This window comes from Tateyamaria sp. ANG-S1, from assembly GCF_000814025.1.
Taxonomy (GTDB): domain Bacteria; phylum Pseudomonadota; class Alphaproteobacteria; order Rhodobacterales; family Rhodobacteraceae; genus Tateyamaria.
The window spans coordinates 810,319-824,800 of record NZ_JWLL01000006.1 but is presented as its reverse complement, the minus strand read 5'-3'; the positions used below and the strand labels follow the sequence as shown (position 1 = coordinate 824,800).

Here is a 14,482-nt window from a genome sequence, read left to right as displayed (position 1 = left end):
TCCGGTCCCTGTCAAAACGGGTCAGCCCCGTTTTTCGTCCACCAACGCCTGCATCTCGTCAAAGGGCAGGAAGCCGCGCAGAAGCTCGTCCTGCAGTACGAAAGTCGGCGTGCCGGTGATCTGAAGCCGTTGGGCCAGCGCACGGGTCTTGCGGATTTCATTCGTGACCTCTTCGCTGTCCATATGCGCCTCGATTGCGTCGGCATCCAGGCCAAAGGTCGATGCCATGCGGCGCAGGCTGCGCACGGACACTTCGCCCGACATCTCCATGACCGCATCGCTCATGCTCTTGTAGGCCTCGTCCCCCGCGATTTGCTTGGTCGCAATGGTAAAGCGCGAGGCGAGCAGCGATTGCTCGCCCAAAATCGGGAACTCCTTGACGATGAGGCGAATGTTGCCGTCGGTTTCAAGCAGTTTGGCCACTTCCACATGGGCGCGTTTGCAGAACCCGCAGCGGTAGTCTAGGAATTCGACCAGCGTGATGTCCCCATCGGGATTGCCGCCCACATAGCTGAACCCGTCGTTAAAGATGTCATCGGCATTGTCCGACACCAGCGACAGATCGGCCTGCGCCTGTGCGGCGACCTGCCGTTCCTCCAGCACCTGAACGGCGTCCATGATCACCTGCGGGTTGTCCATCAGGTAGGCGCGCACTTCCTCGCGGAAGATCTGGCGCTCTTCATCCGTCATGTTGTTGAGGTCCAGCGCAAAGCCGGGCAGGGCAAGGGATGCCACCAGCGCGGCAGAGGAAAGGGTGCGAGTAAGCATCGGCTATCTCCGGTTTCTTTGCTTTTCAGCGCGTTCAGAGGCAAGGAGCACATCCTGCGCCCGTTGCCAAGGGCCGGACCCGACGGCGAGCAGGCCGGTGGCCCGCTTGGCGTGAATTCCGGCATCTTCCAGCCGCCCGCGCAGTGCGTAGCGTTCGGCGGTGATCAGGGACGCCATGCCGCGCTGGCCCGATTTGGCATAGGCCACGCTCAGATCGCGCAGCATGGACCCGTCGCGAAAGTCGATCTGGCGCGCCCGTTCCAGCGCAGGCAGGGCGGCACGCACATTTCCCGCAGCCAGCAAGGCCCGCCCGTATCCGGCCTGAAGCAGCCCGTCATTCGGGCGCAGCTGCACCGCGCGCGCATGGGTGTTGGCAGCGGCAGCGAATTGCCGCGTCTCCATCAGGATCTGCCCCTTCAGATCATAAAGGAACGGATCCGTCGGACGCAGCGCGATGGCCTGGTCAATCGCTGCAATCGCTTGACGTGTCTGCGAGTTGCGGTGGCGCGCTGCGGCTTCCCGCATCAGCGCGATGTCGCGATACCCGCTTTCGCCGACGCGGTTCAGCGTCCAGCTTGGTCTGCGGGTAAAGGCGGTCAGCTTTCCCTTGGCCCGCATGAACCAATAGTCCCAGGCGGCAGCATCCGCGGCACCGCCGGTTCCGTAGGCTGACGCGAACCCTTCGATGGCACGCAACCGGTCGCGGCTCAACGGGTGGGAGCGCACGTATGGGTCCTGTCGGCTCTCGCTCAGCGCTTCCTGACCGCGAAACAGGCGGAACACATCCAGCATTCCCGTCACGTCGATCCCGGCGCTGCGCAGGTAGCGCACGCCCGACTGGTCAGCGGCGCTTTCCTCAGCCCGTGTGTGCCGGAGGAAGGCGCGTTGGGCGGCACTCTGCGTGCCGATCCCGATGGCAACAGCCCCTTCGCCCGCACCCGCAGCGGCCGCCAGAACCGCCAGCGCCTGGCCCAGTCCGGCGGCTGTACGGGCGTTGCCGATATTGGTCATGCGCCGCGTGATATGCCCGTTGGCAATATGGGCCGCTTCGTGGGCGATCACCGCCTGCAGCATCGCCGCCCGGTCCATGCGGCTGATCAGGCCCGAATGGATGTAGATGGCGTCGTTGCTGATGACAAAGGCGTTGAGCGAGCTGTCATCGACCACCAGGATCTTGGTGCGCGCGGCACTCAGCCCGGCAGCCTTCAGCACCGGGGCCGCGACCTGCGCCAGCGCGTATTCCATATCCGCGTCACGCAACAGCGTGACCGCACGCGCGGGCAGGGCAAGCGCAAGCGACACGATCAGGATTGACGCCACCCGCGTCAGGGTATGAAAGGTCATGGCTGGATCATAGGAGACCCCATGCGAACCTCAAGACGGAGCGAAGTCGATCCCTTCATTGTGATGGACGTGATGGAGGCCGCGCGCGCCGCCGAGGCCGCAGGGCGCCACATCATCCACATGGAAGTGGGGCAGCCGGGCACGGGCGCGCCGCAGGCAGCAACCCGGGCGTTGGCGGCGGCCATGGAAGACGGCCCTTTGGGCTACACCGTGGCGTTGGGTCTGCCTGCCTTGCGGTCCCGCATCGCGCGGCTCTATGGCGAATGGTACGATCTTGATCTGAACCCGGAGCGGGTGATCGTGACATCCGGTGCATCTGGCGGGTTCATCCTGGCCTTCAACGCGCTTTTTGACAGCGGCGACCGCGTCGGTATCGGGGCACCAGGCTATCCCAGCTACCGCCAGATCCTGACCGGCCTCGGCCTGACGCCCGTTGACCTGCCGACCAGCCACGCAAATCGCTATCAACCCGTAGCCGGCGATTTCCACGGCCTTGATCTGCAGGGCCTGCTTGTCGCGTCCCCGGCCAACCCCACCGGCACCATGCTGGATCACGCCGCGATGTCCGACCTCATCGGCGCGGCGCAAGGGGCAGGGGCCAGCTTCATAAGCGACGAGATCTACCACGGCATCGAATACGAGGCGAAAGCCGTCAGCGCCCTGAACGTCAGCGACGACGTCTACGTCATCAACTCGTTCTCAAAGTATTTCTCCATGACCGGCTGGCGCATCGGCTGGATGGTTGTGCCCGAGGGCCACGTGCGTGTTGTCGAGCGGCTGGCGCAAAACATGTTCATCTGCCCGCCCCACGCCAGTCAGGTGGCTGCCCTCGCTGCCATGGATGCCACGGACGAGCTTGAGGCAAACCTCGATGTCTACCGCGCCAACCGCACGCTGATGCTGGACGGGCTGCCGCAGGCAGGCTTTGACAAGATCGCGCCGCCCGATGGGGCCTTCTATGTCTACGCCGACGTGTCGGACCTGACCGATGACAGCCGCGCCTTCGCGGCGGAGATTCTCGACAAGGCAGGCGTCGCGGTGACACCGGGGCTCGATTTCGACCCCGTCCGAGGGCACCAGACCCTGCGCTTTTCCTATGCGCGCAAGACCGAAGACATCGCCGAAGGTCTGCGCAGGCTCAAGGAATTCATGGCAGCGCGCTGAAGAGGGATTCCCGGCGCGCACCGAACCCGGTACACTGTCTTCAAAACAAAAAAGGGCAGTGGCAATGCGGGCGATCCTGGTGGCGGTGATGATGTGGCTCTGCGCGACGGCAGTGGCAGCACAGGACTTGTCGGGCCTCGCGCGGGTCGATCCGGCCCGAAGCGCCATCTCCGACGGCTGGTTCGGCGGGACAGAGATCACGCTGGGTCTGAGCCAGGGCGTGCCATTTCGCGTCTTCACACTGGCCGATCCTGCCAGGCTGGTCGTCGACTTCCGCGAGGTGGATTTCGCAGGCGTCGCTCCAGAGACACTGCTGCCAGAACCGGGCCGGGTCGCTGCCATCCGCTTCGGCGCATTCAAACCCGGCTGGTCGCGGCTGGTGGTGGACCTGGCCGAACCGATGGTGCCGGACACAATCGCGATGCCCGTTGACGCCTCCTCTGGGCAGGCCGTGCTGAACATCACCCTGCGCGGGGCCGATGCTACGGCCTTCGCCGCTCAAACCGGTGCGCCACCCGACGCCAACTGGGCGGTGGAGGCGGCGGCCCCGCCACCGGTCGTGCAGGACGACAGCTTCGTGGTGGTCATAGACCCGGGTCACGGCGGCATCGATCCCGGTGCTGTGCGCGAAACGACCAGCGAAAAGGACCTGATGCTCGACATCGGCATCGCCCTGCGCGACGCGCTGCGCCGGGCAGGCGGGGTCGAGGTTGTGCTGACCCGCGACACCGACACATTCGTGTCGCTGACAGGGCGTGTGGCGCTGGCCCACCAGGTGGGCGCAGACGCATTCGTGTCGCTGCACGCCGATGCGCTCAGCCAGGGACAGGCGCGTGGGGCCACGGTCTACACCCTGTCGGATGAGGCGAGCGATGCCGCCTCTGCCCAGCTGGCAGCACAGCACGACCGCGCCGACATCTTGGCTGGCGTGGACCTCAGCGGCACCGATGATCAGGTGGCCGCCGTCCTCATGGACCTCGCACGCACCGAAACCATGCCGCGCACCGACACACTGGCCACCGCCCTGATCGACGCAATGGACGCAGCCGGCGGCCCCATGAACCGCCGCCCCCGGCGCGAAGCCGCGTTCTCGGTCCTCAAAAGCGCCGACATCCCCTCGGTTCTGGTCGAGGTCGGGTTCCTGTCCGACCAGCGCGACCTTGCGAATCTGCGCGACCCCATCTGGCGCGCCGTCATGGTCGAGGCACTCGCCACCGGCATCCTGCAATGGCGCGACGATGACCTCGCCATGCGGCCCCTGATCCGTCAATAACCGTTCACATCGGCGGGATCGCGCGAGGCCAGGCTTTTGACCCTGTTCGCTGCCTCGCGTATACGGGTGGCAAAGCAACCGTTAATAACAGGTGCGAGCGGTCATGTTTCGGTTTATTCTGTCTTTCTTTGGCGGCATCTTCACCACGGTGACGATGGGTGTCGCAATGATCGCGCTGTCGGTCGGTGCCGTGTTCTGGATGTACGGGCGCGACCTGCCCAGCCACGAGTCGCTGGCCCAGTACCAGCCCGCCACGATCAGCCGCATCTATTCCGGCGAGGGCCAGATCATCGACGAGTTCGCGCAGGAACGGCGGCTGTTCGCCCCGGCGGACACGATCCCCGACCTTGTGAAACAGGCGTTCATCTCGGCCGAGGACAAGAACTTCTACACCCATGATGGCTACGACCTGCGCGGCATCGGCGCTGCGGCCTATGACGCCGTGCGCAGCCGTGGGCGCGACGTGCGCGGTGCCTCGACCATCACACAGCAGGTGATGAAGAACTTCCTGCTCTCCGGCGACCGCCAGGCCGAGCGCAAGATCAAGGAAATCATCCTCGCCGCCCGGGTGGAGGAAGCGCTGAGCAAGGAAAAGATCCTCGAACTCTACCTGAACGAGATTTTCCTCGGCCAGAACTCCTATGGCGTGGCCGCGGCCAGCCAGACCTATTTCAACAAGACGCTGAGCGAGCTTGAGCCGCACGAGGCCGCGTTCCTCGCATCGCTGCCCAAGGCACCGTCCGACTACCACCCGGTCCGCCGCAAGGACCGGCTGACGAACCGTCGCAACTTCGTCCTGAGGGAGATGAAAGAAAATGGTTATCTGGACGAAGCAACCTACGAGACGGAAAAGGCCATGCCCCTGCGCTCGGTCCAGAACGGCGACTTTGAGAGCTTCAAGGCAGAACTGCCGCCGCGCGACTACTTCACTGACGAAATCCGCCGGCAGCTGAGCCAGGATTTCGGTGAGGGCGAATTCTTTACCGGCGGCTACACCGTGCGCGCGACCATCGACGCCGAAATGCAGCCCATTGCGGCCTATGCCCTGCGTCGCCAGTTGGAAAGCTACGACCGGTCGCAAGGCACGTGGCGCGGCACCGGCAAGAGCATCGAGGCAGAGCAGCTCGAAGACTGGCAAGCTGCCCTGCGCAGCGTGTCCGTGGCCCGCGACATCGACCTGAACGGGGTCTGGCGCCCTGCCGTCGTGCTTGAGGTCGAGGATCAGCAACTGCGCCTTGGCATCGAAGGGTGGACCGACGCAGAGCCCGCCGCCGTTGTCCCGCGCGAGGATATCAAGTGGATCAAGGGCAACTTCTTTGACAATTTCGAAGCCGGTGACGTGGTGCATGTCCGCGCCATGACCGCCGACAATGACGGCTCGTTTATCCGTTGGACCTTGCGCCAGGTGCCGCGTGTGCAGGGCGGCTTTGTCGCCATGGACGTCAACACGGGCCGCGTGATCGCGATGCAGGGCGGGTTCAGCTATCAGAACTCTGTCTTCAACCGCGCCACACAGGCGAAACGCCAGCCCGGCTCGTCCTTCAAACCCTTTGTCTATGCCGCCGCACTCGACAGCGGCTACTCGCCCGCCACCATCGTTGTGGACGCCCCGATCGAGATCAACACGCCGCAAGGCCTCTGGCGGCCGCGCAACTCTTCGAACCAGTTCTACGGGCCAACCCCCCTGCGTACCGGGATCGAACGGTCGCGGAACCTGATGACCATTCGTCTGGCGGAAGAGGTCGGGATGGACATCGTTGCCGACTATGCCGAACGGTTCGGGGTCTATGACAACATGAACCGCTTCCTCGCCAACTCTCTGGGGGCGGAAGAAACGACGCTGTACCAAATGGTGTCAGCCTATGCGATGTTCGCCAATGGCGGCGAGCGTGTGGAGCCGACGCTGGTTGACCGCGTGCAGGACCGCTTTGGCCGCACGGTCTACCGCCACGACCAGCGCGAATGCCGTGATTGCACGCAACTGGCCAGCCTCGATCCCGGCTTTGCACCCCGGATCCTGTCCAACCGCGAACGGATCATGGACGGAGTCACCGCGTATCAGTTGACTTCGATGATGAAGGGCGTGGTGGATCGCGGCACGGCGTCCAGCACCGTGAAACTGCCCGTGCCCATCGCGGGCAAGACCGGCACCACCAACGACGCCAAGGATGTGTGGTTCGTGGGCTTTTCCAGCGACATCGTCGCAGGCTGCTACATCGGCTATGACCAACCCCGCAGCCTGGGCCGTGGGGCCTCGGGCGGCGGCATGTGCGGCCCAGTCTTCAACACCTTCATGCAGGAAGCGATTGCCAAATACGGCGGCGGCGCGTTCGAGGTGCCCGACGAGTGCATGTTCATCAAGATCGACCGTTTCTCCGGTGCACGCCTCGGCAACGACGCCTCGGGTCCCAACGTGGTCAGCGAATGCTTCCGCGACGGGTTCGAGCCCACATTCGGCATCACCTTTGACGGCGGCTTTGCCATGGGTGCCGACCTGCCGCTCTTCGAGGAAGTGGGCGGTGGTGGCCGTCAGGTGACAACCTCGACAGGCCGCAAGGCCGTCGTTGGCCCCAAGGCGAATTTCGGCACCCTCAGCTCCGGCGGTCTCTACTAAGCGCAAGGCGCCAACTGATCTTGTCGCCCCGTCCGGCATGAGCTATCCCAAGGCTCTGTTGGGAAGGGTTCGATATGCGCGCCGAAATTCAAAACGTCGTCGAAGAGATTGAAAAGTCGGTGGCTTTGCTGGCCCAACGGCTGGATGTCGAGACGGCCCAGCACCGACTGGAAGAGTTCAACGCGCGTGTCGAGGACCCGAACCTCTGGGACGACCCCGAAGCCGCGCAAAAGCTGATGCGCGACCGCCAGATGCTGGTCGACGCGATGGACACGCACGCCAAGATCAAACAGGACCTCGCCGACAATATCGAGCTGATCGAGCTCGGCGAGATGGAAGAGGATGACGAGGTCGTCTCGGACGCCGAAAACGCCATCAAAGCACTCGCCGAAACCGCCGCCCAAAAAGAACTCGAAGCGCTGCTGGACGGCGAGGCGGATGGCAACGACACCTTCCTCGAAATCAATTCCGGCGCGGGCGGTACAGAAAGCTGCGACTGGGCCGCCATGCTCGCCCGCATGTATGTCCGCTGGGCCGAGAAAAAGGGCTACAAGGTCGAACTGCAATCCGAGAGCGCAGGCGAAGAGGCGGGAATCAAATCCGCCACCTACAAGATCAGCGGCACCAACGCCTATGGCTGGCTCAAGTCGGAATCGGGCGTGCACCGTCTGGTTCGGATCAGCCCCTTCGACAGTGCCGCCAAACGGCACACCAGCTTCACATCCGTGGGTGTTTACCCGGTCGTGGACGACAATATCGAGATCGAGGTGAACCCCGCCGACATCCGCATCGACACCTACCGCTCCTCGGGCGCAGGTGGGCAGCACGTGAACACCACCGACTCGGCTGTGCGGATCACCCACGCGCCCACCGGCATCGTCGTGACCAGCTCGGAAAAGTCCCAGCACCAGAACCGCGACATCGCGATGAAGGCACTGAAGAGCCGCCTCTACCAGATGGAACTCGACCGCCGCAACGCCGCCGTGAACGAGATGCACGAGAACAAGGGCGATGCGGGCTGGGGCAACCAGATCCGGTCCTACGTCCTGCAGCCCTACCAGATGGTCAAGGACCTGCGCACCAACTTCGAGACGTCCGATACCAAGGGCGTCCTTGACGGGGACCTTGATGGGCTGATGGCGGCCACGCTAGCCTTGGACGTGTCGGGCAAGTCCCGGGCAGAGGCGCAGGCGGACTAACCCGCCAAAGCGGCCTGCCAAAACACAGGGAGGCCAAAAAGATGATCGAACAGGGCGCGCTCGCACTTCGGGCACAGATGGACGCAGGCGACACCAGCGCCGAGGCGATCATGGCCGAAACCCTCGCACGCATCGACGGGCTCAACCCGAGCGTCAACGCCATCGTCTCCCTGCGCGACCCGAACACGCTGATGGCCGAAGCGCGCGTAGCGGATGCAGCCCCCAAAACCGGCTGGCTGCACGGCATCCCAATGGCGATCAAGGATCTCGCCAACGCAGCAGGTCTGCCCACCTCCATGGGCTCGCCCTTGTTCGCAGGCCAAATCGCGGCTTCCGACGACGTCATGGTGGCCCGTCTGCGCGCGGCCGGAGCGATCATCATCGGTAAAACAAACACCCCCGAATTCGGCCTCGGCTCGCACAGCATCAACCCGGTCTTCGGCCCCACGCGCAATCCCTACGACCCGTCGCGCAGCGCCGGTGGGTCGTCCGGCGGGGCAGGGGTCGCGCTGGCGACTGGCATGCTCAGTGTCGCCGACGGGTCCGACATGATGGGCAGCCTGCGCAACCCGGCGGGCTGGAACAACGTCTACGGGATGCGGCCAAGCTGGGGCCTCGTGCCGTCCGAGCCGCTGGGCGACAGCTTCCTGCACCAACTCTCCACCAACGGCCCCATGGCCCGCACACCTGCAGACCTCGCCGCACTTCTCGACACCATGGCCGGGTCCGATCCCAGACAACCGCACGGCGTCGATGCGCCGCCAACTCTGCCACAGATCACCGGCGGGGCAGAGGGGATGCGCATCGGCTGGCTCTCTGATTGGGGTGGCGCACTGACGATGGAGGACGGCATCCTCTCCCTCTGTGAACGCACGCTCGCCGAAATGGAAACCCTCAGCGTCAGCGTGGAAGCGCTCGATACCCCCTTCAGCCGCGACGCCCTCTGGCACTCCTGGATCACGCTCCGCAGTTGGGCCGTGGCCGGCAGCCTCGGCGTGCTGCATTCTGATCCCGGCAAACGCGACCACCTCAAGGACACCGCCATATGGGAAATCGAACGCGGCCTCGCCCTGTCCGCGATGGAGGTGCACCGCGCCAGCGTCACCCGCTCCGAATGGTTCAAGACGGCCACCGCCCTGTTTGAGCGTTTCGAGGTGCTGGCCCTGCCATCGGCACAGATGTGGCCCTTCGACGTGACCCTCGACTGGCCGCGCAATATCAATGGAACAGAGATGGACACCTACCACCGCTGGATGGAGGTGGTGGTGCCTGCCAGCCTCCTCGGTCTGCCCGCCATCTGCGTGCCCGCAGGCTTCGGCGGTCTGCATGATCTGCCCATGGGGCTGCAACTGATCGGGCGGCGCGGCAGTGACGCGATGTTGCTTCGACTGGCACAGGCATGGCACGATGCGACAAACTGGCCCACCCGCCGCCCGCCACCAGACCTGCAAATAGGGATGTGACGATGACCCAAGCCGCCGACCCATACCCCGCCTTACCCGCCGGTGTTCCGCCGTTCCAGCCGCCGCAACCGGCGTTCATCCGAAACGCACTGGCAGCGGGCTGGGCGGATTTTCGGGCGGCACCGGGCTTTGGCATCCTGACCGGGTTTGCGGCGGTGGTCGCAGGCTGGGCGCTTCTGGGCCTGACAATGTGGGCCGGGCACACCTTCTGGCTGATCCTCGCCGTCTTCGGCTTTCCGCTCGTGGCCCCGCTTTGCGCTCTTGGCACCTACGAAGTGTCGCGCCGCATCGGACGCGGCGAAAGCGCGAGCGTCGGCGATGTCCTGTCACGCCTGCGCCGGGAACGCGGCCGCCAAATGCCGTGGCTGTCGATGCTGATGGTCGTGGCGCTGCTGTTCTGGTTCTTTCTGGGGCACATGATCTTTGCCCTCTTCCTCGGCCTGAAACCCATGGTCAACGTCACCACCTCGTTCGAGGTCTTCCTGACCCCAGACGGCCTGATGATGATGGCGCTCGGCACCGTGGTGGGGGGCATCTTTGCGTTCATCTTCTTTGCGATGTGCGTGCTGGGCCTGCCGCTCTTGCTCGCGCGCGAGGTTGATTACATGACCGCCATCCTCGCCAGTTGGGGTCACGTGCAGGCGCACCTGCTGCCCATGCTTAGCTGGGCTGTCGTCATTGTCGTGCTGATGTTCCTCGCGATGCTGCCGGGTCTCTTGGGCCTGATCGTGGTGCTGCCATGGCTCGGCCACGCCTCCTGGCACATCTACGCCCAGATGGCTGCGGGCGAACGCTAAAGCGGCGTCTCGCGCCCCATCTCAACCAACGTGTCTCTCAATCGCGCTGCATCGGGGTGCGCGGTTTCCATGGCAAAGACGTGCGCCTGCGTTAAAAAGAACGCGCGTTCGTCCTCGCTCGGCGCGACGCACGCCGCCTCGCAGTAGAGCGCCACCATCGCTTTGCCGTCACCCGCGGCATGCGCCGCAAGCAATCGCGCCTCCAGCCCGCTCATTCTGCCGCTTGCACCTGCCCGCGATGGGCCATCATCCTCTCGGCCACCCAGGCGTGGAACAGATGGGTGGGCCCGTCCATCGCCGGAGAGAATCGCCCCCCGTCAAAACCCGGCGCATAGCGCCCGCGCTGCATCCCCTCCACAACAAAGATGTCCTCCTCAAACACCTGCTTCCACTGCGCGGTGTTGCGCGCCCGCAGGTCCGCATCGGTGTCGGGCTGCGCGTAGTACAGATGCACCTTCTCCGTGGTTTGCGCGTGCGAGTCCGGCACCAGAATGATCACAAAGACATGGTCCCGATGCACGCCCAGCAGGACGTTGGGGTAGGCCGTGATGTACTCCGCCGCCGTGTCCCACTTTGCATCCAGCCCCTCGAAATCCGGAAACACCTCGCCCGCGTCGCCCTTGAGCTGGCGATAAACCACCGTGCCCTGACCGGAATAGAGCCCCGGCGCTTCGATATGATAGTGATCCTCCAGCCGGGAATAGGTGTTCAGATCCGGATGCACCCAGGGCAGGTGATAGCTCTCGCAGTAATTCTCGACCGCCAGCTTCCAGTTGCACTCAACGGTCAACTCAAACCGGCTGTCGGCACCCCCGTGATACAGCGGGCGGTCAAACTCCGCCCACCGCGCCAGCAAATCCGCATGGGCCTCCTCAAACGCAGGCGCATCGCCCGAGACGTTGATCCACACAACATCCATCCATACATGGCTGCGCACCTCCCTCAATCCCAGAAGCGCCTTGTCGATCCCCTCGGCCGTGTTCTGGCCGGGTCCGCCCACATGGGGCGTGGACACAAGCTGACCCTCGGTCGAATAGCACCAGCTGTGATAGGGGCAGCGAATGGCCCCCTCGATCCGGCGCGGCGCATCGACAAGGATCATGCCCCGATGGCGGCAAATGTTGTAAAAGACCCGGACCTGACCCGAGCGGTCCCGCACCAGTAACAGCGGCATGCCAAGAAAGGTGATGGGCACCGCGTCCCCAACGGCAGGCACATCCGACGCCACCGCCAGCCCGGACCACCCAGACATCAAAAGCGCCGAGCGTTCCTCGTCAAAGACCCCTTGATCAATATAGTGCGCATTTGGCAGCCCGTGCGCGGACGCAATGGGCTGGCGCACGGCTGCAATGTCGGTGATGTCCATGGCGGTCCCCCTGTTTGCTGCCAGGCCAGGCTAGCAGCGCACGGGGCAGGGGACGCGTGGATTTTCGACAGCACTTTGCTGTCTCCGACATGCGGTGAAGGTCAGCCGCGACGACGCTCCTGCGGGCGGGCTGCAGTCAAGGGGCGCATGGCGGGGTTCAGGCGGAAGGGAATAATCTCGGCGGAATCCGATACATCGACCTGCGGCTGCTGCGGTTTCGGCTGCGGCGTGTTGGCCAAGCTGTCGACCAGCGGTTTGGCCACGCTTTGCTGCAACCTCGTGACCCGGTTCACACGCCGCACATTCTTTTGGGCCACCACGTCAAATTCGACGACATCGCCGACATCAAAGAACACATTTGGCAAATCCCGACAGTCCGCACGGGACAAAAATGCGAGGTCGCCGTGATCTTCGCACCAGATCACCGCTTTCTCGGTTGCAGGATCGCTCCACAGTATGACACCAATCATCGCTCTACCCAGAGTTGGACGCCCTTAATCAAACTCAATTCTGGACATTTGTGACATGCCAAAGTCAGCAACGTGCGCTTGCATTTTGTGTCGGCAACAGTATCGTATGGTTGCAAATCGGCGTCACCGTTGACGCTGAAATGCGTCACCCGACTCGAAAAAGGTCGCTGAGTGGCGTCACGTTAACGATCAGAATTTCAGACACTGCACGAACAAAGAGACACGAATGCCCGAAATGCGCAGATCACCTGCAGAGTTGCGCAGCATGTTTGGGGAAAACCTGCGGATTCTTGCCGAGGCGTACCCCTCCATTTCCGAACTCTCACGACAACTGGGCATCAACCGCACCCAGTTCAACCGCTACCTGTCGGGCGAAAGCTTCCCCCGACCGGATGTTCTGGCGCGGATTTGCGACTTCTTTGACGTGGATGCGCGCGTGCTGCTTGAGCCTGTGCAAAATATTGCATCAGGCGCGGACCCCCTGACCGGCCCCTTTCTCAAGGACTACGTAGGCGTCGGCGTCGGGTCAGTGGACGAGGATATGTTCCCGACCGGCTTTTACCGCTTCTCGCGGCGCAGCTTTCTGGAACAGGACAAATACGTCACCGGGCTGGTCCGCGTGTTCCGGGCAGAAGGCACCACGGTCGTGCGCGGCTACGAGACACGCGACGCCCTCAGCACCCAAGGTATGTCCGTCACCCGGCAGGCACGCGAATTCCGCGGCCTCATCCTGCGGCAGGAGGATGGGGTCAGCGCGCTCATCTCCCGGCGCGGGTCCCATACGGCGTCGTTCAACTATCTCAGCCGCGTGACATCGTTCGAAAACAATTTCTGGGTTGGCTACGTGACCCGCACGATCAAGGAAGCGATTGGCGACGACCGAATTGTGCGCATGGTCTACGAATATCTCGGCACCGGCTTTGGCCCGGCCAAGGAAGCGGCGCGCAAAGCCGGCTATTGCACAGCCGACGAACTGGCGCCGTTCGAACGGCGCCTGCTCAAGGTGGGCGAGCCCTTCGCCTAGTCGCCGCGGGGCAGGGCGGCCACGCCCGTGCGCGCCACTTCCACCAGACCAAGCGGGCGCATCAGATCGGCAAAGGCGTCGATCTTGTCCGGCGCACCGGTGATCTCGAACACAAAGCTTTCCAGCGTGCTGTCGACCACATTGGCGCGGAAAATGTCGGCCAGACGCAGCGCCTCGACCCGCTTGTCGCCTTGACCGGCCACCTTGAACATCGCCAACTCGCGTTCCACGGACGGCCCCTCGACTGTCAGGTCATGGACCTCATGCACAGATACGATCCGGCCCAGCTGCGCCTTGATCTGTTCGATCACCTGCGGCGTGCCAACGGTGACGATGGTGATGCGGGACAGGTGCCCGGTGTGATCCACCTCGGCCACGGTCAGGCTTTCGATATTGTAGCCGCGGCCCGAAAACAGGCCAATGACGCGGGCCAGAACGCCCGGTTCGTTTTCGACCAGCACAGCCAGCGTGTGCCGTTCTTCCACGTCCGAGAAAGTGGGGCGTAGGTTGTAAGCAGAGTGGCTGGTGGAGCCTTTTTTGATCTTTAGTGCGGACATTCTCATCTCCAAGTTGAATGGCTGATCTATCGCCAATCTTCTTTTTCTTCATCCAGTTTCCCACGCGCATCGAATGCTCGAAGACAAATCGATGCTGCTGCTGACAACTCGTAAAACTGCTTTGACGCCAAAAAAACGTCCAAGCCTTGGTCAAAGATCGGGTCATCCAACACTGACGCAAGTCTTTTTTCAAACTCGCGTGTGGCAGACAGCTCACCCTTGCTCAATATGCCCCAACTTGGGTCGTCGGGTTTTGGACCGATTCTTTCAGGATCGAAGAAGTCGTAGAAACCTTCGACCAATTCACTCGGAACATGCACATATGGAACACTGGCTTGGTAGGTTCGCAGTTCGCTTGATGATGCACACCAACTTTCAATGCTCTCCATCAGTCTATTCCGAACACGTTGGTCGAAGATGCGTTCAGAAGTAGGTGACACATC

14 protein-coding genes are annotated in these 14,482 nt (G+C 63.3%); 7 read left to right on the top strand and 7 right to left on the bottom strand.

Features of this window, described 5'->3' with window-relative positions:
- Positions 1 to 21: 21 nt before the first annotated feature.
- Together RA29_RS15385 and RA29_RS15380 are read right to left on the bottom strand one after the other, a co-directional pair.
- Positions 22 to 768 carry a DsbA family protein gene (locus RA29_RS15385; RefSeq protein ID WP_039687363.1) on the bottom strand — a complete coding sequence of 249 codons (747 nt, stop codon included), beginning with the start codon at positions 766 to 768 and terminating at the stop codon, positions 22 to 24.
- Positions 769 to 771: 3 nt separating this feature from the next.
- A complete protein-coding gene (locus RA29_RS15380) occupies positions 772 to 2,112 on the bottom strand; it encodes a M48 family metalloprotease (protein ID WP_039687362.1) in 1,341 nt (446 codons plus the stop codon).
- Between the two features lie 21 nt (positions 2,113 to 2,133).
- Here RA29_RS15380 and RA29_RS15375 point away from each other — a divergent pair, with 21 nt between their 5' ends.
- From RA29_RS15375 to RA29_RS15350, 6 genes are all read left to right on the top strand, one after another.
- Entirely contained in the window at positions 2,134 to 3,276 is a 1,143-nt protein-coding gene (locus tag RA29_RS15375) for an aminotransferase class I/II-fold pyridoxal phosphate-dependent enzyme (RefSeq protein ID WP_039687360.1), read from the top strand.
- 64 nt (positions 3,277 to 3,340) lie between these two features.
- Entirely contained in the window at positions 3,341 to 4,549 is a 1,209-nt protein-coding gene (locus tag RA29_RS15370) for an N-acetylmuramoyl-L-alanine amidase (RefSeq protein WP_039687358.1), read from the top strand.
- 103 nt (positions 4,550 to 4,652) lie between these two features.
- Positions 4,653 to 7,163 carry a PBP1A family penicillin-binding protein gene (locus RA29_RS15365; RefSeq protein ID WP_039687355.1) on the top strand — a complete coding sequence of 837 codons (2,511 nt, stop codon included), beginning with the start codon at positions 4,653 to 4,655 and terminating at the stop codon, positions 7,161 to 7,163.
- Positions 7,164 to 7,237: 74 nt separating this feature from the next.
- Positions 7,238 to 8,362: a peptide chain release factor 2 gene (prfB, locus tag RA29_RS15360; protein ID WP_039687353.1), complete on the top strand. Its 1,125-nt coding sequence runs from the start codon at positions 7,238 to 7,240 to the stop codon at positions 8,360 to 8,362.
- A 14-nt stretch (positions 8,363 to 8,376) separates the two neighbouring features.
- Positions 8,377 to 9,825, top strand: coding sequence for an amidase (locus tag RA29_RS15355; RefSeq protein WP_275041510.1), 1,449 nt, complete (start codon positions 8,377 to 8,379; stop codon positions 9,823 to 9,825).
- Between the two features lie 2 nt (positions 9,826 to 9,827).
- Positions 9,828 to 10,622: a DUF2189 domain-containing protein gene (locus tag RA29_RS15350; RefSeq protein WP_039687349.1), complete on the top strand. Its 795-nt coding sequence runs from the start codon at positions 9,828 to 9,830 to the stop codon at positions 10,620 to 10,622.
- On the opposite strand, the gene RA29_RS15345 is transcribed toward RA29_RS15350, so the two are convergent.
- The 3 genes from RA29_RS15345 to RA29_RS15335 all read right to left on the bottom strand — a co-directional run bounded on the left by RA29_RS15345 (position 10,619) and on the right by RA29_RS15335 (position 12,458).
- Complete coding sequence (locus tag RA29_RS15345; RefSeq protein WP_039687347.1) at positions 10,619 to 10,837, bottom strand: hypothetical protein; 219 nt, start codon at positions 10,835 to 10,837, stop codon at positions 10,619 to 10,621. The genes RA29_RS15350 and RA29_RS15345 overlap by 4 nt on opposite strands.
- A complete protein-coding gene (locus RA29_RS15340) occupies positions 10,834 to 11,988 on the bottom strand; it encodes an aromatic ring-hydroxylating dioxygenase subunit alpha (RefSeq protein WP_039687344.1) in 1,155 nt (384 codons plus the stop codon). Before RA29_RS15340 ends, RA29_RS15345 begins: the two co-directional genes overlap by 4 nt.
- Positions 11,989 to 12,089: 101 nt before the next feature.
- Positions 12,090 to 12,458: a hypothetical protein gene (locus tag RA29_RS15335; protein WP_039687342.1), complete on the bottom strand. Its 369-nt coding sequence runs from the start codon at positions 12,456 to 12,458 to the stop codon at positions 12,090 to 12,092.
- A 226-nt stretch (positions 12,459 to 12,684) separates the two neighbouring features.
- On the opposite strand from RA29_RS15335, the gene RA29_RS15330 reads away from it, so the two are divergent.
- The gene (locus RA29_RS15330) at positions 12,685 to 13,482 is read left to right on the top strand and encodes a helix-turn-helix transcriptional regulator (protein WP_039687340.1); all 798 of its coding nucleotides are present in this window, start codon (positions 12,685 to 12,687) and stop codon (positions 13,480 to 13,482) included.
- Here the strand turns inward: RA29_RS15330 and ilvN are convergent.
- Positions 13,479 to 14,039 (bottom strand): acetolactate synthase small subunit, encoded by a 561-nt coding sequence (gene ilvN, locus RA29_RS15325; protein WP_039687338.1) that lies wholly within the window; start codon positions 14,037 to 14,039, stop codon positions 13,479 to 13,481. The genes RA29_RS15330 and ilvN overlap by 4 nt on opposite strands.
- A 26-nt stretch (positions 14,040 to 14,065) precedes the next feature.
- Positions 14,066 to 14,428: a hypothetical protein gene (locus RA29_RS15320; protein WP_152613027.1), complete on the bottom strand. Its 363-nt coding sequence runs from the start codon at positions 14,426 to 14,428 to the stop codon at positions 14,066 to 14,068.
- Positions 14,429 to 14,482: the final 54 nt, after the last annotated feature.

Coding starts and splice junctions, on each gene's coding strand:
- ilvN (WP_039687338.1), bottom strand. CDS start 14,039: ATGTCCGCACTAAAGATCAAAAAAGGCTCCACCAGCCACTCTGCTTAC.
- RA29_RS15365 (WP_039687355.1), top strand. CDS start 4,653: ATGTTTCGGTTTATTCTGTCTTTCTTTGGCGGCATCTTCACCACGGTG.
- RA29_RS15330 (WP_039687340.1), top strand. CDS start 12,685: ATGCCCGAAATGCGCAGATCACCTGCAGAGTTGCGCAGCATGTTTGGG.
- RA29_RS15375 (WP_039687360.1), top strand. CDS start 2,134: ATGCGAACCTCAAGACGGAGCGAAGTCGATCCCTTCATTGTGATGGAC.
- prfB (WP_039687353.1), top strand. CDS start 7,238: ATGCGCGCCGAAATTCAAAACGTCGTCGAAGAGATTGAAAAGTCGGTG.
- RA29_RS15370 (WP_039687358.1), top strand. CDS start 3,341: ATGCGGGCGATCCTGGTGGCGGTGATGATGTGGCTCTGCGCGACGGCA.
- RA29_RS15385 (WP_039687363.1), bottom strand. CDS start 768: ATGCTTACTCGCACCCTTTCCTCTGCCGCGCTGGTGGCATCCCTTGCC.
- RA29_RS15345 (WP_039687347.1), bottom strand. CDS start 10,837: ATGAGCGGGCTGGAGGCGCGATTGCTTGCGGCGCATGCCGCGGGTGAC.
- RA29_RS15320 (WP_152613027.1), bottom strand. CDS start 14,428: ATGGAGAGCATTGAAAGTTGGTGTGCATCATCAAGCGAACTGCGAACC.
- RA29_RS15380 (WP_039687362.1), bottom strand. CDS start 2,112: ATGACCTTTCATACCCTGACGCGGGTGGCGTCAATCCTGATCGTGTCG.
- RA29_RS15340 (WP_039687344.1), bottom strand. CDS start 11,988: ATGGACATCACCGACATTGCAGCCGTGCGCCAGCCCATTGCGTCCGCG.
- RA29_RS15335 (WP_039687342.1), bottom strand. CDS start 12,458: ATGATTGGTGTCATACTGTGGAGCGATCCTGCAACCGAGAAAGCGGTG.
- RA29_RS15350 (WP_039687349.1), top strand. CDS start 9,828: ATGACCCAAGCCGCCGACCCATACCCCGCCTTACCCGCCGGTGTTCCG.